At 72.1% G+C, this 18,944-nt stretch carries 16 protein-coding genes; 8 read left to right on the top strand and 8 right to left on the bottom strand.

The annotated features are described in order from the left end of the window. Position 1 precedes the first annotated feature (1 nt). Both BU204_RS09525 and BU204_RS09520 read right to left on the bottom strand, forming a co-directional pair. Positions 2–1,906, bottom strand: coding sequence for an MFS transporter (locus BU204_RS09525; protein ID WP_233159890.1), 1,905 nt, complete (start codon positions 1,904–1,906; stop codon positions 2–4). A gap of 73 nt (positions 1,907–1,979) precedes the next feature. Next, a complete protein-coding gene (locus BU204_RS09520) occupies positions 1,980–2,780 on the bottom strand; it encodes a glutaminyl-peptide cyclotransferase (RefSeq protein ID WP_075125234.1) in 801 nt (266 codons plus the stop codon). Between the two features lie 39 nt (positions 2,781–2,819). On the opposite strand from BU204_RS09520, the gene BU204_RS38165 reads away from it, so the two are divergent. Both BU204_RS38165 and BU204_RS09510 read left to right on the top strand, forming a co-directional pair. After that, the gene (locus tag BU204_RS38165) at positions 2,820–4,376 is read left to right on the top strand and encodes a DUF3027 domain-containing protein (RefSeq protein ID WP_083661148.1); all 1,557 of its coding nucleotides are present in this window, start codon (positions 2,820–2,822) and stop codon (positions 4,374–4,376) included. Then, the gene (locus BU204_RS09510) at positions 4,373–7,201 is read left to right on the top strand and encodes an ATP-binding protein (protein WP_075125233.1); all 2,829 of its coding nucleotides are present in this window, start codon (positions 4,373–4,375) and stop codon (positions 7,199–7,201) included. Before BU204_RS38165 ends, BU204_RS09510 begins: the two co-directional genes overlap by 4 nt. 7 nt (positions 7,202–7,208) lie before the next feature. Here BU204_RS09510 and BU204_RS09505 read toward each other — a convergent pair whose 3' ends face one another. Continuing rightward, positions 7,209–7,499, bottom strand: a complete 291-nt coding sequence (locus BU204_RS09505; RefSeq protein ID WP_233159881.1) for a DUF2530 domain-containing protein — start codon at positions 7,497–7,499, stop codon at positions 7,209–7,211. 20 nt (positions 7,500–7,519) lie between these two features. Here BU204_RS09505 and BU204_RS09500 point away from each other — a divergent pair, with 20 nt between their 5' ends. The 3 genes from BU204_RS09500 (at position 7,520) to BU204_RS09490 (ending at position 10,843) form a co-directional block, all read left to right on the top strand. Next, the gene (locus BU204_RS09500) at positions 7,520–8,974 is read left to right on the top strand and encodes an NCS2 family permease (protein WP_075125232.1); all 1,455 of its coding nucleotides are present in this window, start codon (positions 7,520–7,522) and stop codon (positions 8,972–8,974) included. Positions 8,975–9,005: 31 nt separating this feature from the next. After that, the gene (locus tag BU204_RS09495; protein WP_075125231.1) at positions 9,006–9,455 is read left to right on the top strand and encodes a MarR family winged helix-turn-helix transcriptional regulator; all 450 of its coding nucleotides are present in this window, start codon (positions 9,006–9,008) and stop codon (positions 9,453–9,455) included. Between the two features lie 95 nt (positions 9,456–9,550). Next, on the top strand, positions 9,551–10,843 hold the full coding sequence (locus BU204_RS09490) for an MFS transporter (protein ID WP_083661147.1): 1,293 nt from the start codon (positions 9,551–9,553) through the stop codon (positions 10,841–10,843). 121 nt (positions 10,844–10,964) lie between these two features. On the opposite strand, the gene BU204_RS09485 is transcribed toward BU204_RS09490, so the two are convergent. Next, complete coding sequence (locus tag BU204_RS09485; protein ID WP_075125229.1) at positions 10,965–11,747, bottom strand: HAD-IIA family hydrolase; 783 nt, start codon at positions 11,745–11,747, stop codon at positions 10,965–10,967. A 21-nt stretch (positions 11,748–11,768) separates the two neighbouring features. Between BU204_RS09485 and BU204_RS09480 the strand changes: the two genes are divergently transcribed. Beyond that, positions 11,769–12,041 (top strand): MoaD/ThiS family protein, encoded by a 273-nt coding sequence (locus BU204_RS09480; RefSeq protein ID WP_143229409.1) that lies wholly within the window; start codon positions 11,769–11,771, stop codon positions 12,039–12,041. Between the two features lie 750 nt (positions 12,042–12,791). Further along, positions 12,792–13,454 (top strand): transglycosylase family protein, encoded by a 663-nt coding sequence (locus tag BU204_RS09475; RefSeq protein ID WP_075125227.1) that lies wholly within the window; start codon positions 12,792–12,794, stop codon positions 13,452–13,454. A 93-nt stretch (positions 13,455–13,547) separates the two neighbouring features. On the opposite strand, the gene BU204_RS09470 is transcribed toward BU204_RS09475, so the two are convergent. Genes BU204_RS09470 through BU204_RS40670 form a run of 4 tightly spaced genes read right to left on the bottom strand, consistent with a single transcriptional unit; the run spans position 13,548 to position 16,566 of the window. Further along, complete coding sequence (locus BU204_RS09470) at positions 13,548–14,462, bottom strand: molybdenum cofactor biosynthesis protein MoaE (protein WP_075125226.1); 915 nt, start codon at positions 14,460–14,462, stop codon at positions 13,548–13,550. Beyond that, positions 14,459–14,938, bottom strand: a complete 480-nt coding sequence (moaC, locus tag BU204_RS09465; protein ID WP_075125225.1) for a cyclic pyranopterin monophosphate synthase MoaC — start codon at positions 14,936–14,938, stop codon at positions 14,459–14,461. The genes BU204_RS09470 and moaC overlap by 4 nt, the downstream gene beginning before the upstream one ends. Positions 14,939–14,959: 21 nt before the next feature. After that, positions 14,960–16,360: an NAD-dependent malic enzyme gene (locus tag BU204_RS09460; protein WP_075125224.1), complete on the bottom strand. Its 1,401-nt coding sequence runs from the start codon at positions 16,358–16,360 to the stop codon at positions 14,960–14,962. Between the two features lie 2 nt (positions 16,361–16,362). Continuing rightward, on the bottom strand, positions 16,363–16,566 hold the full coding sequence (locus BU204_RS40670; protein WP_408607998.1) for a hypothetical protein: 204 nt from the start codon (positions 16,564–16,566) through the stop codon (positions 16,363–16,365). A 97-nt stretch (positions 16,567–16,663) separates the two neighbouring features. Here BU204_RS40670 and BU204_RS09455 point away from each other — a divergent pair, with 97 nt between their 5' ends. Then, positions 16,664–18,928: a helicase-associated domain-containing protein gene (locus tag BU204_RS09455; RefSeq protein ID WP_075125223.1), complete on the top strand. Its 2,265-nt coding sequence runs from the start codon at positions 16,664–16,666 to the stop codon at positions 18,926–18,928. The last annotated feature ends 16 nt before the right edge of the window (positions 18,929–18,944 follow it).

The raw sequence follows: 18,944 nt of genomic DNA, 5'->3' as shown, positions 1-18,944 counted from the left end.
ACTACGGGCGCTCGTCCGGCTGGCGCGGCGGGCCCTCCTGGAACGCGACGGCCGGCGTTCCCTGCGGGCCGGTACTCGTGCGCGGCGGGCGGACCGAGCGGTCCCCGCCGAACCACGGCAGTAGCGAGGCGCCCCGACGGGTCAGGATGGTCTGCACCATTCCGATCGCCAGCAGGACCGAGATCACGAGGAAGCCGAGCCAGAACGTCGGGGGGAGCAGGACGCCAAGCGCGCCGCCGAACACCCACGCGAGCTGGAGCACGGTCTCCGAACGGCCGAAGGCGGAGGCCCGCGACTCCTCGGGGAGGTCGTCCTGGATGACCGCGTCCAGGCTGTTCTTCGCGAGGGCACTGGCGGTGGCGCCGACGAGGCCGACGATCGCCGCGGTGAGCACGCCCTCCAGCACGATCGCGACGAGCGTCGAGGCCAGCGACCCGGCGATGCAGCCGAGCACCACCTGTTCCGGGTGCCCGAGGTGCATGCGCGCGCCGATGCCGTTGCCCACGAAGCTGCCGAGACCCGCCGCGCCGGCGATCACGCCGAGCAGCAGCAGCTGCTTGAACGCCTCGCCCTCGGTCTGGGCCCGCACGGCGAACGCGGCGAACATCATCAGGAAGCCGGTGAGCAGCCGGATCGTCGCGTTGCCGGACAGGGCGACGACCACCTGCCGCCCCATCGGTTGTCGTTTCGGCTTGTCCGGGCTGGCGGACAGCGACGCCGGAACCTCGCCCTCGGTCACCTCGACCCAGGCCGGGATCCGCATGGCCTGCACCGCACCGGCGACGCAGATGACCGCGGTGAACCAGAGCGCGCCCGGTGAGTCGAACAGCTGGAGGACCAGTGTCGCGACGGCGCCGAACGCCGCACCGCCCGCCAGGCCGAACACGGTCAGCCGGGCGTTGGTCTTGGCCAGGGTGATCTCCGGCGGCACGACCCTCGGCGTGACCGCCGCCTTGAGCACGGTGAACGACTTGGACAGCACCATCTTGCCGAGCGCGGCCGGGTAGAGCAGCCAGGAGTCGAAGTTCATCGCCATGATCACGCACATCAGCGCCTGACCGGCCGACGCCACGCCCATGGCGAGCCGTCGGCCGCGCTGGATGCGGTCGAGCGCCGGGCCGATCACCGGCGCCAGCAAGGCGAACGGCGCGACCGTGATCAGCAGGTAGAGCGCGACCTTGCCCTTGCTGGAGTCGGTGCTCGCGGCGGAGAAGAACAGGGTGTTGGCCAGCGCCACCGCCATCGCGGCGTCGCTGGCGTAGTTGAGCATCGTCGCGTAGGTCAGCGCGGTGAGACCGGACTTGTCGGCGCCGTCGGCGTTGGCCGCGCGGCGGAACGCCGTCACCGCCTTGCCGGTCAGCTCGCGGCCACGCAGCGCGGCGACCCGGGTGACCGTCAGCTTCTTGGGGAACTGCGGCGCGGCGGCCGGCCGCTCCGGCCGCTCCGGCTGGGGCGGCGGCGGGGTGGCCGGGACGTACCCGTCCGGGCCGTAGGTCTCCGGGTACTCCTCGCGCCGGGTGACCTGGCGGGTCTCGGGCAGGTGCCGGCGGGGCGGGGGGACGTCGCGCCAGTTGCGCCGCCCCGACGGGGGTTGGCGCTCGGGGTCCCATTCGGGGTCGCGGGGCGCGGGCGGCGGCTGCCGCTGGACCCGCTGGGTCCGCCGCTGGTCCTCGACCGGGTAGGGGTGAGCCGTCGGGATGGCGCTGGTCAGCGGCTCCTCCCGGGGCTGGTCCCAGTTCCCCATGGGAATCGCGTTGGTCGGCGGCTCCTCGCGGGGCTGTTCGACCGGGCGCCTGGGCTGGATCGACGGCTGCGGCTGGTCGGTCCAACGGCGACGCTTCCGGCCGGCGCCGAAGCGGCCACGGCGGCCACCCGACTGCTGGTCACCCGAACCGGAACGAATCACCCCCCCATCCTGCCGTACGGCGTGCCGGTCTGGCGCCACAACGGTGGACACGTCCCGGTGACGGGCGGGGAGGTCAGCCCTGGGCGGTGACGAACCTCACCCGGAACATCTTGGGCCAGAGCTTCCCGGTCACCAGGAACTCGTCGGTGTCGGGGATCGCGGCGATCCCGTTCAGCACGTCGGCGCCGACGCCGTCCTCCTCGGGCAGCAGCCCGGCGAGGTCGACGGTGGCGGTGACGTCGCCGGAGTCGGGGTCGATCCGGACGATGCTGTCGGTCAGCCAGACGTTCGCGTAGACCGAGCCGTCGACGCACTCGAGCTCGTTGAGCCGCTCGACCGGAGTGCCCTCGTCGTCGTGCACCTCCTGCCGGCCGGTCTCGGCGAAGGTCTCGGGGTCGCGGAAGGTCAGCTCGGCGCTGCCGTCGCTCATCACGAGGCGTTCGCCGTCGTGGCAGATCCCCCAGCCCTCGCCGGTGTAGCCGACCCGCTCCCGTTCGGCGAGGGTGGCCCGGTCGCGTCGAATGGCGACGCCGTTCTGCCAGGTCAACTGCCAGATGGTGTCGTCGACGACGGTGATGCCCTCGCCGAAGAACTCCGGCGGCAGGTCGACCTTCCGGGTGACGGCGCCGGTCTTCGGGTCGGTCGCACGCATAGTCGACTCGCCCTCGAGCCCGGTGCCCTCGTAGAGGACGCCGTCGGCGATCTCGAACCCCTGGGTGAAGGCCGTCCTGTCGTGCGGCCGCACCTCGAGCACCTCGGCCCGCATCACCTCGGCACCGTTGGACGGTGGGTCGGGGGCCGGTTCGGCCCCCCGGGCGGCGGCGGAGCAGGATGCGGTCGCCAGCACGGTGACGAGCACCAACGGAGCCCTCATGCGAACCAGTGTCACACGGGTACGGCACAATCGGTCACGATGAGTCTGCCGCAGTCCGACGAGCTGAAGGACCCCGCGCTGGTCGCGGAGGTCGATCTCGCGCGCGCCGCCGCCCAGCAGGAGGCCGGCGAGGAGGAGGTCGGTGCCCACGTCGGCACCCAGATCGAGGGTGAGGCCGCGGTCACCCACCTGTTCGAGGCGAGCAAACCCGGCTACCGCGGCTGGCGGTGGGCGGCGACCGTGGCCAGCGCGGGTCCGGAGACGGACGTGACCGTGAGCGAGGTCGTGCTGCTGCCCGGGCCGGAGGCCCTGGTGGCGCCGGACTGGGTGCCGTGGGAGAACCGCGTCCAGGCCGGCGACCTCGGTGTCGGTGACCTGCTGCCGACGGCGCCGGACGACCCGCGCCTGGTCCCGGCGTACGTGGAGTCGGACGACCCGGCGGTGGAGGAGGTCGCCCTCGAGGTGGGGTTGGGCCGGGTGCGGGTGATGGCCCGATCCGCGCGCGAGGACACCGCGGCCCGGTGGCAGGAGGGCGAGTTCGGCCCCAGGTCGGACATGGCCCGGAGCGCGCCGGCGCACTGCGGGACATGCGGCTTCTACCTCCCCCTGGCCGGCTCGCTGCGTGCGGCGTTCGGCACGTGCGCCAACGAGCTCTCCCCCGCCGACGCCCACGTCGTGCACGCCGAGTACGGCTGCGGTGCCCACTCCGAGGCAGAGGTGGAGCAGGTCTCCCCGGTCCTCGTGGCCAACCTCATCTACGACGACGCGCTGTTGGACGTGGAACCGCTGCCGGTGGCCCAGGAGCCGGCGGCCGAGCCGCCGCCGGTGAGCGACGCGGAGACCTACGCCCGCCCCGGGCCCGAGGTGGAGATCGCGGCGGACCCGGACCGGGCAGCGGACCTCACCACGCCCGGTCAGATCACCCCGCCCGCGCCGGTCGCCGACCCCGTCGAGTCCGGCGCCTTCACCGACCTGGCCCCGCTCACCGAGCCGGGCGTCCCGGAAGCGACACCCCCCGCGCCCCCGGCGGCCGCGGCGGCCGCGGCTCCTTCCGCGGAGGCTGGCGAGGCCGCCGAAACCGGCGATACCGCCGAGACCGCCGCTGTCGCCGCTGTCGTGCCGGAGCAGCCCACCTCCCCCGAAGTGGACGCATCCGCCGACCCCACCAGCCACGAACCCAGCGCCACCACCGGATCCGAAGAGGTGGGCAGCTCCTTCGACGTCGGCACCGCCACCCAGGCCTTCCCGGCCGCCAGCACCGAAACCGGCACCACGGCCGCCGAAGCCCCACCGGCCGACGCGACCAGCGCCTCGCCGGAACCCGAAGACGGCTCCTCCGTGACCGGCCCCGCCACCGACGCCGGAGTCACCGGCGAAGGCGCGGCCACCGAACCCGGCGCCGGGCTCGAGGCCGATGCGACCAGCGAGGCCGACTCCGCCCCCGGCGAAACGCACCCGTCCGAGGGCTTCTCCAGCGAGGCGCTTCAGGGCGCCGAGCCGATAGCGCCGTTGGAGCCGTTGGTCACCGCGGAGACCTCGGTCCCCGAGACGCGGCCGGGTCAGGACGAGGCGGACTCCCGCTCCTCGGACGCGTGAACGATCCCTTCGACACCGCTCGGCTTCGGGAGGCGGTGCTCACGGCGTGGCGGGGTTCCCCGACCCGGTTCCGGGAGGACGCCAACGCCGAGGAGGACCTCTACCTCGGCGGCTACCGGGACCGGCTGCTCGTCGAGCTGGCGCAGAACGCCGCCGACGCGGCCGGCTCGGACGGTCGACTTCGGGTGTCCTTTGTAGACCGCGAGTTACGGGTAGCCAACACCGGGCGGCCACTCGACGCGGCCGGGGTCGCCTCGCTCGCCTCGCTGCGTGCCTCGGCCAAGCGGGACGGCGTGGGGCAGTTCGGCGTCGGGTTCGCGGCAGTGCTCACGGTCTCGGACGCGCCCCGGGTCGTCTCGCGGACCGGGGGTGTCGCGTTCTCCGCGCAACGGAGCCGGGAGGCCGCCGGCGTCACGGGCCGGGTGCCGGTCCTGCGGCTGGTCTGGCCGGTCGACGACGCCGAGGACCCGGTGCCGGAGGGGTTCGACACCGAGGTGCGGTTGCCGCTCAAGGACGGCGTCGAGCCGGGGGCGCTGCTCGAGGAGTTCGGCGAGCAGGCGGTCGACCTGCTGCTCTCACTCGACGGGCTCACCCGCGTCGAGATAGGCGACCGGGTCTGGTGGCGCGAGGGCGAGCGACTCCACACCCCCGAGGGCGCCACGGACTGGGTCGTCGTGCGTGTCGCCGGCGAGCTGGATGAGGACCTCACCGCGGGGCTGGGTACCGAGCAGCGCGGGACCTGGACCGTGTGCTGGGCGCTCGAACGCGGCAGCCCTCACCGAGACCAGGTGCTGCACGCCCCGACCCCCACCGACGAGCGGCTGTCCCTGCCCGCCCGCCTGATCGCCACCCTCCCGATCGAGCCGTCGCGGCGACGGCTCATGCCAGGACCGGCGACCGACGCAGTGCTCGCCGCTGCGGCGCGCGCCTATCCACTCCTGCTCGACCGGCTCTCCCCCGCCGAGCGGACGGACCTCGTACCGCTCCCCGGGTTCCCGTTGTCCGAAGTAGACGATCAGCTGCGGCAGGGCGTGCTCGCCGAGCTGCGGACCACACCCTGGCTACCCCAGCCCAGCGGCGCGCTGGTGCCACCGAGCAAGGCCGCGCTCCTGCCGGTGGACAGCTCTCCGCTCGCCGAGCTGCTCGCCGACGTCGTCCCCGGGCTCGTGGACGCCGCGCTCGCCGCGCCCGAGCACGCGCCGGCGCTCGCCGCCCTGGACGTCACCCGGCTGCACGCGGCCGACGTCGTCGCCGCGGTGACCGGGATCGACCGGCCCCCGACCTGGTGGTACCGGCTCTACGACGCCCTCTCCCCGCTCGCCGAGGTGGACGCCGACGCGCGGGAGGCGCTCGGTGCACTGCCCGTGCCGTTGGCCGACGGGCGCACGATCCCCGGCCCACGCGGCACGCTGCTCGTCGAGGGGGAGCTCGCACTCGGCGGCGCGGTGCACCCGGACGCCGCACACCCGCTGCTCGAACGGCTCGGCGCCCGCCGCGGTGGGCCGGTGGACCTGCTCGAGTCGCTGCACGAGGACGTCGAGCGCAGCCTGGACGACGCCGAGTCCGGGATGGACGTCGACGGGCTCGCCGAGACGGTCCTCGGGCTCGTGGACCGGGCCGGGATCCGCCCCGGCGAGGTCCCCTGGCTCGCCGCTCTCGCCCTGCGGGACTCGTCCGGCGACTGGCGGCGGGCCGACGAGCTCGCACTACCCGGCGCCGCCTTCCTCGAGCTGCTCGCCGAGGACGCGCCGCTGGGCATCCTCGACGACGCCGTGGCGCGGGCGTGGCCGCCGACCGTGCTCACCGCTGTCGGCGTGCTCGAGACGTTCGCCGTCGTCGTCGACGAGGAGCCGACCGACCCCGACCACGACCTCGCCGACGAGCGGGACTGGTGGGAGTCGCTGCCCGAACCCCCCGCGCGGATGAGCGCCGTGCGGGACCTGGACCTCGTTGCAGACACTGCCTGGGACGCCGCAATCCGACTCCTGGTCTCGGATCCCCTTACCGCACAAGCACTTCGGGAGCCAGGTGGCTACACCGGCTGGTGGGTCGGGCATCACGGTCTGCTCGCCGGGCAGCCGCCCCGGGCGTTGCGCATGCCGGATGCGACGGAGCTCGTCGGCCTGTTCGACCCGGTGCCGCCGGTGGCCGTCGACCCCTCGGTGCTGCGGGCGATCGGCGTGCGGGACCGGTTGCATGTCGCGTCCGCCGACGACGTGGAGGACCTGGTCGAGCGCCTGGGTGACGAGCGGCGCACGATCTCGCTCGGCACGGCCATGCGTGCCTACACCGCGCTCGCGCGCGCCGTCCGCGACGGTGTGGTGCACACCGGGGACGTGCGGCCGCCGGTCGCGGTGCGGACGCTGACCGGTGAGGTGCTGCCGGCGGCGGAGGGCCTGGTGCTCGACGTGCCCTGGGTGCTCCAGGTGGTGGACCGCGAGCGGGTGGTCGCCGTCGGCGCGGAGTTCGAGCTGGCCGAGCCGCTGGCGGAGCTGCTGGACCTGCCGCTGGCCACCGAGGTCGTCGTCGGCACCCCAGCCGGCACGCCGTCCCCGGTCGCCTGGGCCGACCTCGGCGCCGTTGTGGACGCATGTGACCTGGTGGGAATCCCGGTCCCGGCAGGGGGGCCGATGGTGCACGAGGAGCTGACCGTGCGCATCGGACTGATCGACTACCGGGTGGCCTGGTGGGTCGTGGACGGCGTGGCCCACTGCACCGACACGACCGAGGGCATGTCCCGCGCGCTGGCCTGGGTCACCGACCGCTGGGCGGAACGCCACACGTTCGCCGCCCTGCTCGAGGACCCCGAGACCCTGCTCGACTAGAACGGCCCTACTGGACCTTCTGCGCTCCCCGTGACCCCCGCCGGCTGGCGCTGCTCTGCCACCACATGACCGGCACGCCGATCATTCCCAACACGAACCCGCACAGGGCCGTCCACATCCAGATCGGCGGCACCAGGTCGAGCACGTAGTGCCCCAGCGCGAGCAGGACGAACGCGAGCAGCCAGACCGCCGTCCCCACGTACACCACCGGCGCCAGCGCCAGCAGCCGGGGCGGCAGCGCGGGCGGAGGTGACTTCTGCGTTTCGATCCGCACGTCGGGTTCCGCTTCACCTGGCACGTTTGCGAGGCTACCGGCCCATGAGCACCAGGACAGCGCTGGACCGCTACTTCAAAATCTCCGAACGCGGCTCCACCCCCGCCCGGGAGATCCGCGGCGGGCTGGTCACCTTCGTCACGATGGCCTACATCGTGGTGCTGAACCCGCTGATCATCGGCAGCTTCTCCACCGATCCGGACAATCCGGCCACCCACGACGACGCCTTCGGCGACATCCTCCCGGCCGGACAGGTCGCGGCGGTCACAGCGCTGGTTGCCGGGGTCCTCACGATCCTCTTCGGACTCGTCGCGAACTACCCGTTCGCGATGGCCACCGGGCTGGGGATCAACGCGTTCGTCGCGGTCAGCATCGCGCCGCAGATGAGCTGGCCGGCGGCGATGGGACTGGTGCTGGTCAACGGGGTCGTCGTGCTCATCCTCGTCGTCACCGGGGTGCGGACGATGGTGTTCAACGCCGTCCCACCCTCGCTCAAGGCGGCGATCGCGGTGGGCATCGGGCTGTTCATCACGCTCATCGGGCTCGTCGACGCCGGGTTCGTCCGGCGCGTACCGGACGCGGCGAACACCACCGTCCCGGTCGGACTCGGGATCAACGGGTCGATCGCGTCCTGGCCGACGTTGGTGTTCGTCGTGGGGTTGGTCCTCACCGGGATCCTCGTCGCGAAGCGGGTCAAGGGCGCGATCCTGATCGGAGTGCTGGCCACCACGGTGCTGGCGATCCTCATCGAGGCCCTCGTGGACGCCGGCCCCTCGGCGGGGGTCGACCCGACCGGCTGGAACCTCGGCTACCCGGCGGTTCCCGAGGACGTCGTGGGGGTGCCCGACCTCTCGCTGCTCGGCCAGGTCAACTTCGACGCGTGGGTCCAGGTGCCGGTCGTCACCGCGTTCCTGCTCGTGTTCACGCTCGTACTGACCGACTTCTTCGACACCATCGGGACCATGACCGGTCTCGGCAAGGAGGCCGGGCTCGTCGACCAGGACGGCCGGCTCCCCGACGTCGGCAAGGCGCTGTTCGTCGACGGGCTCGGTGCGGTCGCCGGCGGGGCCGCGTCGTCCAGCTCCAACACCGTCTACATCGAGTCCGCCGCCGGGATCGCCGAGGGCGCCAGGACCGGGCTCGCGAACGTGGTGACCGGCCTGCTGTTCATCGCGGCCATGTTCCTCACCCCGCTCTACGCCTCGGTCCCGGTCGAGGCGGCAGCACCGGCGCTGGTGATCGTCGGCGTGCTGATGATGGGCCAGATCCGGGAGATCGACTTCGAGGACTTCACCGTCGCCCTCCCCGCCTTCCTCACGATCGTCGTCATGCCCTTCACCTACTCGATCGCCAACGGCATCGGCGCGGGCTTCATCAGCTACGTGCTCCTGCGCACGGCGACTGGCAGGGCACGCGGCATCCACCCGCTGCTGTGGGTCGTTGCCGCCTTGTTCGTGGTGTACTTCGCAATCGGGCCAATTCGGGCGGCGTTCGCCTGACTTCGCCGAATTCGTGAGGTAAGCTAACGATGTGTCGAAAAGTGAGCACGACGTAGCCCAACGCTCGCTCGCCAGCCGTCTGCGGCTGGCGACAGTGCGGCTCAACCGCAGGCTCCGGGTCCAGCGGACCAGCTCCTCGGTCACGCTCACCCAGCTCTCCGCCCTGTCCTGCCTGCACAAGTGCGGGCCGCTCACCCCTGGCGAGCTGGCGGCCAAGGAGGTCGTCCAACCTCCCTCCATGACCCGGGTGATCGCCGCGCTCGAGGAGTCGGGCTACGTCAGCCGTCGACCGCACCCCAGCGACGGCCGGCAGGCCATCGTCGAGATCACCGAGGAGGGGAGCGCGCTCATCCTGGCCGACATCTCCGCCCGCGAGGCCTGGCTGGACAAGCGGCTGGCCGAGCTGAGCCAGGCCGACCGGGACATCCTGTCCCAGGCGTCGGAGATCATCGACCGGTTGGCGAGCCAGCAGGATCCGTGACAGACAGTCGAAAAACGTGTGACCCCACCAGGACGAACGGTTCGCCTCGAGCCGCGCTCGTCGATCCGTCGAAGACCGAACGGAACCCTCGAGGCATGTTCGGATCACTGCGCGTGCGCAACTACCGGTTGTTCGCGTCGGGCCAGGTGATCTCGAACGTCGGCACGTGGATGCAGCGCATCGCCCAGGACTGGCTGGTGCTCGAGCTGTCCGGCTACGACCCGGTGGCGCTGGGCATCGCCGCGTCGCTCCAGTTCCTGCCCACCCTGCTGTTCACGCTGTGGGCCGGCGTGCTCGCCGACCGGCATGACAAGCGTCGGATGCTGGTCGTCGTGCAGGCGGGCATGGCGGCGTGCGCGCTGGTGCTCGGCACGCTCGACCTGACCGGGTTGGTGCAGCTCTGGCAGGTGTACGCGCTGTGCCTGGTGTTCGGCATGTTCACCGCCGTCGACCCGCCCGTGCGGCAGTCGTTCGTCGGCGAGATGGTCGGCAAGGAGCACCTGACCAACGCCGTCGCGCTGAACTCCTCGATGTTCAACCTCGCCCGGGTGGTCGGCCCCGCCATCGCCGGCGTGATGATCATCTGGACCGGCACCGGCTGGGTGTTCCTGGTCAACGCGCTCACCACGGTCGCGGTGATCGTGAACCTGGTCCGGATGAACCCGGCCGAGCTGTACCGCCAGCCACGACCCGCCTCGCGCCGGGGCCAGCTGCGGGAGGGCCTGCGCTACGTGCGGGGACGACCGGACATCCTGATCGTGCTGACCATGGTGCTGTTCGTCAGCACGTTCGCCTTCACGTTCTTCACCACGCTCGCCATCGCCGCGGCCAACGTCTTCCACCGCGACGCCGACGGCTACGGCCTGCTGTCCACGATGCTCGCGGTCGGCACGCTGTCCGGCGCCCTGCTCGCCGTACGCCGCAGCACGAAGAGCCGGCCGAGCATGGGTCTGCTGGTGGGTGCGGCCTTCACCTTCGGCGTGCTCGAGGTGGGGACCGGGCTGATGCCGACCTACCTCGCCTTCGGGCTGGCCCTGATCCCGACCGGGATCGCAATGATCACGTTCATGACCACCGCGAACAGCACGATCCAGCTCGCGACGGCGCCGGAGATGCGCGGGCGGGTGATGGCGCTGTACATGCTGGTGTTCGTCGGCGGGAACCCGATCGGCGCGCCGATGACCGGCTGGCTCGCCGCGGAGTTCGGCGGGCGGGCCCCGTTCGTGGTGGGCGGCGTCGTCGCGGCACTGAGCGCGGTGGTCTGCGGGGTCGTACTCGCCCGGCGGGGCGGTGTGACGGTGCGGGACCGGATGCGCACCGCGCGGTGGACCCGCGGCCGGGCCCGGCGGAACCAGGCACGGAACCTCGAACGAGCCGACGCCGCATAGCTTGCACAGATCCCTAAAGTTAGGCTAACCTTAGCGCGTCGCTTCGTGGTGGGAGCGGCAGTCAGTTCGGGAACATGCGGCACCCCGGCCGGTGGCTGGCACCACTGGCCGGGGTGCTGTGTTATTCGGGGAACGGGTTGTCGGCCTGCCCCACCAGGTCCGCCACCGAGTCGATGACCCGGCTCGGCCGGTACGGGAAGAGCTCCGCTGTCTGCGGGGTCGAGATGCCGGTCATGACCAGGATCGTGCGCAGACCCGCCTCCAGGCCGGAGCGCACATCGGTGTCCATCCGGTCGCCGATCATCAGCGTCGACTCCGAGTGCGCACCCAGCGCGCGGAGCGCCGAGCGCATCATCAGCGGGTTGGGCTTGCCGACGAAGTACGGCGCCCGCCCCGTGGCGCGTTCGATCAGCGCGGCAACCGAGCCCGTCGCGGGTAGCGAGCCCTCCCGGGAGGGACCGGTGGCGTCCGGGTTGGTGGCGATGAACCGCGCACCCTGCTCGATGAGCCGGATGGCCGTGGTGATCGCGGTGAAGCTGTAGGTCCTGGTCTCGCCCAGCACGACGTAGTCCGGGTCCCGGTCGGTCAGCACGTAACCGATCTCGTGCAGGGCGGTGGTCAGTCCGGACTCGCCGATGACGTAGGCGGAACCCTCCGGCCGCTGGGCTTCGAGGAAGGTCGCCGTGGCCAGCGCCGAGGTCCAGATCGACGTCTCGGGGACGTCCAGGCCCGTCCGGAGCAGCCGGGCCCGCAGGTCCCGGGGGGTGTAGATCGAGTTGTTGGTCAGGACCAGGAAGGAGAGCTGACGTTCACGCAGCTCCTCGATCAGCTTGTCCGCGCCCGGCACGAGGTGTTCCTCGTGCACCAGGACCCCGTCCATGTCCATCAGATACGTCCAGGCCATGCGCAACGCTAACCTGTGGGTGTGACCGCTGCTCCCAGCACTACTACGGTCCGTGTGCGGTTCTTCGCCGGCGCGAGGGCCGCAGTGGGGCACGACGAGGAAACCGTGCGGCTCCCCGGCGGAGCCACCCTGCACGACCTGGTGGCCGACCTCGGCGGACGGCACGGCGCGGGCCTGACGCGGGTGCTCACCGCGTGCAGCTTCCTGCTCGACGCTGTCGCTGTGCGTGACACGAGCACGGCGGTCCCGGACGGCGCCACCGTGGACGTCCTGCCCCCGTTCGCCGGCGGCTGAGCACGGCCCCGAGGCCCACCCGCCCGGCTCACCGGGAAGCCCTCTGCGGCCCTGAGAGTGACGTTCCGCGTCCGCGTTGACTACGGTGCGTGCCTCTGACGCTCGGCCCGCCTCCATGGCGACGGAAGACCGGCCAGCCACCCTCCGCGACCTGGTCACCGACCTGGGCGGACTCCCACGGTGCGCCTTCGCTCCAGCGGCTCACGCCACGCAGCGCGCCGTTCGACGCCACGCGGCCGGCGCGGGCGGCCGGCCGCGTCTGAAAACCTTTGTGACCTGCTGTTTTCCCGATCCACCTCGAGCTTGACTTCGACGGCCAATCCTCCCTCGAATTACGAGAGCACTCCACCGCGTAGCGAGCTGCTTTCACACTGCAGTGTCTGCGCTATTGTCCCAACCGATACGGAACGTGAAAGTTCTCAAGAAAACGTGACGCAGACCTCAGCTAGGGTGAACTATATCCCCAATGAAACGGGGAGATAACGATGAAATTCAGGCCTCTCACCAGGGGAAATGCCTCAATCGTTACCGCATCCGCCACGTTACTGTGACTCACGCCACGGCAACTTAAATTTCCTTTCGGCGTTTTTGCTACGTACCGTCGCTCTCGGTTGGTCCCGACCAGCCGTGCAGGAACCGAGCGCTCGTAACACCGAACCCGTCCGGCGGGCGCGCGGACGTTATCCCCGACTGAAAGAGACCCTCCGGACGGGGTTGGCACCCCAGACAGGTGTTGAGGGAGAGAGCACAATGGCGTACCAAGGCAAACACCGCAAGCCATCCACCACCCGACGCACCATCGCGCGCGTCCTCGTGGCCGGTGCTGCGGTCGGTGTTCCCCTGGGAGTGGCCGCTCCGGCACAGGCGGACCCCTCGGTCAACTGGGACGCGATCGCCGAGTGTGAGAGCGGCGGCAACTGGGGCATCAACACCGGCAACGGCTACTACGGCGGGCTGCAGTTCTCCCAGGGCACCTGGGAGGCCAACGGCGGTTCCGGCAACCCCGCGAACGCGTCCAAGGCCGAGCAGATCAGGGTCGCCGAGAACACCCTGCAGTCCCAGGGTATCGGCGCCTGGCCGACTTGTGGGGCTCGTGGCGGTTCCTCCGGCGGCAGCAGCAACGAGTACGCCGGTGCCCCCGCCGAGTCCTCCTCCTCCTACGAGGAGCCGGCTCAGCAGCAGGCGGCGCCGCAGCAGGCGCCGCAGGAGCAGCGGACCTACGCTCCGCCCAAGCCGATCCTGGCCAAGTCCAACCCGAAGGGCGACTACACGATCAAGGCCGGCGACACGCTGACCAAGATCGCGGAGCAGCTCAAGGTGCAGGGCGGCTGGCAGGCACTGTTCGAGAAGAACAAGCAGTTCATCGGCGACCCGGACCTGATCCTGGCCGGGCAGAAGATCGCCACGAAGTGACCAGCCGACAGGCATAGCAGTACCGAAGGGCTCCACCGCGTCATCCCCCGGCGGTGGAGCCCTTCGCCTGTCTGTCTGTCTGTCTGTCGAGCGTCAGGGGCAGTTGACCCATTCGTCGGTGCCGTCGGTGAAGTTCTGGTGCTTCCACACCGGCAGGCGCCGCTTCACCTCGTCCACCAGGTCCGAACAGGCCGCGAACGCCTCGGCCCGGTGCTCGGCGGCCACGGCGCAGGCCAGCGCGACGTCACCGATGGCAAGTGAGCCGAGGCGGTGGCTCACCGCCAGTGCCCGGACGCCGGGGTGCCGACCGGCCACCTCGCCGGCGACCTCCTCGATCACGGCCTTCGCACTCGGGTGGCCCTCGTAGTCGAGGTCGCGCACCCCCCGCCCCCCGTCGTGGTCGCGGACCACGCCGGCGAAGGTCACCACCGCGCCGGCCGCCGGGTCGTCCACGAGGGCCGCGTGCTCCTCGACCGACAACGGGACGTCGAGCACCTCGGCACGCAGCACCCGGGCCGGCACGACCGAGGGGCGCTGGTGGTCTCCGCCGTGCAGCTGGTCGAGCGCGTGGTCCAGCACCCCCTCCAGCACCCCGAGCCCGTCCCGAACCCCACCCGGCGACCCCGGCAGATTCACGACCAGGGTGGTGCCGGCCACGCCGGCCCGGCCACGGGAAAGCACCGCGGTGGGAACGGCGGGCAAGCCCGCGCTCCGCACGGCGTCGGCGAGGCCGGGGATCTCGTAGTCGAGAACCCGTGCGGTCATCTCCGGCGTGTGGTCGGTGGGGGTGATCCCGGTGCCGCCGGTCGTGATCACCAGGTCGACCCGCTCGCCGACCGCCTCACGCAGGGCACGCAGCACCGGATCGCCGTCGGGTACCACCGCCGGCGCGGGTACCTCGAAACCGCGGCCAAGCAACCAGTCCACGATCAGCGGGCCGGTCCGGTCCTCGTACACCCCGGCGGCCGCGCGGTTGGACGCGGTCACCACCCGTGCCGTGCGCGTCATCTGTCCTCCGGTCGCGTCCAGGTACCGGTCTTGCCGCCGTCCTTGCGCTCCAGCCGTACGGCGTCGAGCACCGCGGCCGGGTCCACCGCCTTGATCATGTCGTGCAGGGTCAGGCCGGCGACCGCGACCGCGGTCAACGCCTCCATCTCCACGCCGGTGCGATCGGTGGTCTTCGTGGTCGCCGTGATGTCCACCCGGTCCGACCCCAGGGTGAACTCCACGCTCACCCCGGAGATCGCGATCGGATGGCACAGCGGGATCAGGTCCGGCGTGCGCTTCGCGCCCATGATGCCGGCGATCCGGGCAGTGCCGAGCGCGTCGCCCTTCTTCAGGCCGTCCGAGCGGAGCAGCGACACCACCTCCTCGGTGGTCCGCACCGTCCCGGTGGCGACCGCGACGCGCGCGGAGGCCTCCTTGCCCGTCACGTCCACCATGTGGGCCGCACCGGAGGCGTCCACATGACTCAGCTCAACCACACACCGATGCTATGCCGCGCCCTACGCGGGGCGGGCGCCGACCGGTGCCGCCGCCCGCGACACCGCCTCGGCCACCGCCGGCGCCACCGCGGAGTCGAACACGCTCGGCACGATGAACGAGGCGTTGACCCGGTCGCCGTCCACGACGTCGGCGATCGCGTCGGCCGCGGCCAGCAGCATCTCGTCGGTGATGCCGCGGGCCTGCGCGTCGAGCAGCCCGCGGAACACCCCCGGGAAGGCCAGCACGTTGTTGATCTGGTTCGGGTAGTCGCTGCGCCCGGTGGCCACCACCGCGGCGTGCCGCTGCGCCTCCAGCGGGTCGATCTCGGGGTCCGGGTTGGCCAGGGCGAACACCACCGGGTCCGGCGCCATCGTGGCGACCGCGTCGGCGCCGAACAGGTTGGGCGCCGAGACGCCGATGAACACGTCCGCGCCGACCAACGCGTCGGTCAACCTGCCGGTGAGCCCCTCGTTGTTGGTGTTCGCGGCGACCCAGGCGAGGTTCGGGTCCATGCCGTCCCGCCCGGGGTGCACGATGCCGTGCACGTCGACGGCGAGCACGTCGGCCGGCTTCTTCTGCAGCAGCAGCCGGATGATCGCCGAGCCGGCCGCGCCCGCGCCGCAGACGACGACCTTGCAGTCGGAGAGCTGCTTTCCGACCACCCGCAGGGCGTTGCGCAGTGCGGCGACCACCACGATCGCCGTGCCGTGCTGGTCGTCGTGGAACACCGGAATGTCCAGCGCCTCGCGCAGCCGCGCCTCGATCTCGAAGCAGCGGGGCGCGGCGATGTCCTCGAGGTTGATGCCGCCGTAGACCGGCGCGATCAGCTTCACCGTGCGGATGATCTCCTCGGTGTCCTGGGTGTCCAGGCATACCGGCCAGGCGTCGACCCCGGCGAACTTCTTGAACAGCGCGGCCTTGCCCTCCATCACCGGCAGGGCCGCGGCCGGTCCGATGTTGCCCAGGCCCAGCACCGCCGAACCGTCGGTGACCACGGCCACCGTGTTGCGCTTGATGGTCAGCCGGCGGGCGTCGTAGGGGTTCTCGGCGATGGCCTGGCAGATCCTGGCCACGCCCGGGGTGTAGGCCCGGGAGAGGTCGTCGCGGTTGCGCAGCGCGACCTTCGGGCTGACCTCTATCTTGCCGCCGAGGTGGATCAGGAACGTCCGGTCGGACACCTTGCGGACGACGACACCGGGCAGCTCCTCGAGCGCGGTGGTGATGTCGCGGGCATGCGCGTCGGAGTAGGTGTTGGCGGTGAGGTCGACGACGATGCGGTCGGTGTGCGACTCGACGACGTCGAACGCGGTGATCACCCCGCCGGCCCGCCCGACGGCGGCGGCGAGGTCACCAGCGGCACTCGCGGAGGGCGGCGCCTCGACCCGGACGGTGATCGAGTAGCCGGGGCCGGGAACTGGCATGGCTACTTGTTGATCTCGGTGTCCGGGTGCTCGTAGCCGAGCTCGTCGGCCGGGAGCGGGAAGGTGAGGTCACCGTAGGGGGACAGCGCGCCCTGCCGGTCGGCGGCAAGCTCGGACACCGGGTGCTCGACGTCCGGCCAGGTCGGATCGATGCGGTGCGAACGCTTGGCCTTCGCCACTGGGGCCTCCAACGACTGGGACATCATTGCGGACATCACTCACGGCATCACTACTGTGACGCTTGACGGTGCTTGAGGCTACCGGACCTCCGCGACTGTCGGAGATCGCGTATACCGTGGTCACGTGCCCGCCGTCCCGCTGACCGAATGGCTGCGCGGTCAGGACGACCAGATGCTGGCCGACCTGCTGCGCGCCCGTCCCGACCTGGCCGCGCCCCCGCCGCCGGACATCGCGGTGCTGGCCGCCAGGGCCGGCAGCAGGGCCTCGCTGACCAGGGCCGCGGAGAGCCTGGACACGTTCACGCTCGCGGTGCTCGACGCGCTCGTCGTGGCCGACGCCGACCAGCACCCGGTGGCGGCCGAGCGGGTCGCCGAGCTGGTCGGGCCCGAGGCGTCCACGAGTCGGGTCCGCGCCGCCCTCGACCGGCTGGTGGCGCTCGCGCTCGCCTGGGGGTCGGCGGAGTACTCGGTCGCGCCGGCCGCGCGGGAGGCGAGCGGGCTCTACCCGGCCGGGCTCGGCCAGACCTCGCCGGTGCTCGAGGGTGTGGACGTGGCGGCGTTGCTGGAGACACTGCCCGAGGCGGACCGCCGCCTGCTGGCCACGCTCGCCCACGGCTCGCCGGTCGGCCGCACCCGCGACGCCGCCGTGGTGGTGCCGCTCGAGCGCGCCGAGACGCCGGTCCAGCGGCTGCTCGCCCAGGGGCTGCTGCTGCGTCGGGACGCCGAGACCGTCGAACTGCCCCGCCAGGTCGGCCTCGCCCTGCGCGGCGAGAGTCCACTGGGGACGGTTCGGCTGGACGAGCCGCCGCTGCGCACCACCAGGCGCTCCGATGTGGACGCCACCGGCGCCGGCGAGGTGCTGGAACTGGTTCGCCGGGCGGAGAACCTCGTCGCCCTGTGGTCGGTCGAACCGGCCGGCGTGCTCAAGTCCGGCGGGCTCGGGGTACGCGACGTCCGGCGGCTCGCGCGCGAGCTGGACACCGACGACCGGGGTGCGGCGTTCGTCGCCGAGCTCCTGTTCGGCGCGGGCCTGGTCGCCGACAGCGCCACCGCGACGAACCCGGAGTGGATGCCGACCACCGCGGTCGAGCCCTGGCTGGTGGCCGCGCCGGCCAACCAGTGGGCCACGCTGGCCGCGGCCTGGCTGGACCTGCCGCGCCTGCCCGGCCTGGCCGGGATGCGCGACGCAAAGGACAAGGTGCTCGCACCGCTCTCGGACGACCTGCGGCGCCCGCCGGCGCCGGTCGAGCGACGCCGGGTGCTCGCCGCGTTGGCCGAGCTGCCGCCGAACACCGGCGTCGCCTCACCCGACGAGCTGGCCGAGGTGCTGGCCTGGCGCGCCCCGCGTCGCGGCGGCCGGCTGCGCGACGAGATCGTGCGCTGGACCATGACCGAGGCCACCGCGCTCGGCGTGGTGGCGCTGGGCGCGATCACCTCGGCCGGCCGCGCGCTGCTCGACGACGGTCCCGCCGCCGCGGCGAAGGCCATGGCCGAGTCGATGCCGGAGCCGGTGGACCACGTCCTGGTGCAGGCCGACCTGACCGTCGTCGCGCCGGGTCCGCTCGAACCCACCCTGGCCATCGACATCGGCCAGGTCGCCGACGTCGAGTCGGCGGGCAGCGCGACCGTCTATCGGGTCACCGAGGCCTCGGTGCGGCGCGCCCTGGACACCGGCCGGACCGCCGAGGACCTCCACGAGCTGTTCCGAACCAGGTCCAGGACACCGGTCCCGCAGTCGCTGAGCTACCTGATCGACGACATCGCCCGCCGCCACGGCCGGCTCCGCGGCGGTACCGCCACGTCCTTCCTGCGCTGCGACGACCCGGTCCTGCTGGCCGAGGTGTCCGCCCACCCCACGGCGGCCTCGCTGGAGCTGCGGCGGATCGCACCCACCGTGCTGGTCAGCCCGCTCCCCCTGGCCGAGGTGCTGGATGAGCTGCGCAAGGTCGGGTTCGCCCCGGCCGCGGAGGGAGCCGACGGCCAGGTGGTGGACCTGCGCCAGGCCGGGCACCGGGTGCCGGCCACGGCGCGGGTTCGGCGCGGCGGTCCGCCGACCGCGCCCAGCGAGGAGCGGATGCGCGAGATCGTCGCGCAGCTGCGTGCCGGCGACACCGCGGCCGCCACCCGCCGCGGCCGCACCGTCTCGCTCACCGCGGGCGGCGGCGCGGCCGACACCGCGGCGACGCTGGCCCTGCTGCGGGAGGCCATCGAGCAGAACGGCCACGTGCTGATCGACTTCGTCGACTCCCGCGGCGTGGCCAGCCAGCGGGTGGTCACACCGTTCCGGGTCGGCGGCGGGATCCTCGAGGGCCGCGACAAGGTCAACGACACGGTCCGCCAGTACCCGCTGCACCGCATCACCTCGGCGTCCCTGATCGCGTCCTCCTGACCCGCCCACGCGCAGG

It is taken from the genome of Actinophytocola xanthii, assembly GCF_001921205.1.
GTDB classification, from domain to species: Bacteria; Actinomycetota; Actinomycetes; order Mycobacteriales; family Pseudonocardiaceae; genus Actinophytocola; species Actinophytocola xanthii.
This window is presented reverse-complemented; position numbering and strand designations above follow the sequence as displayed.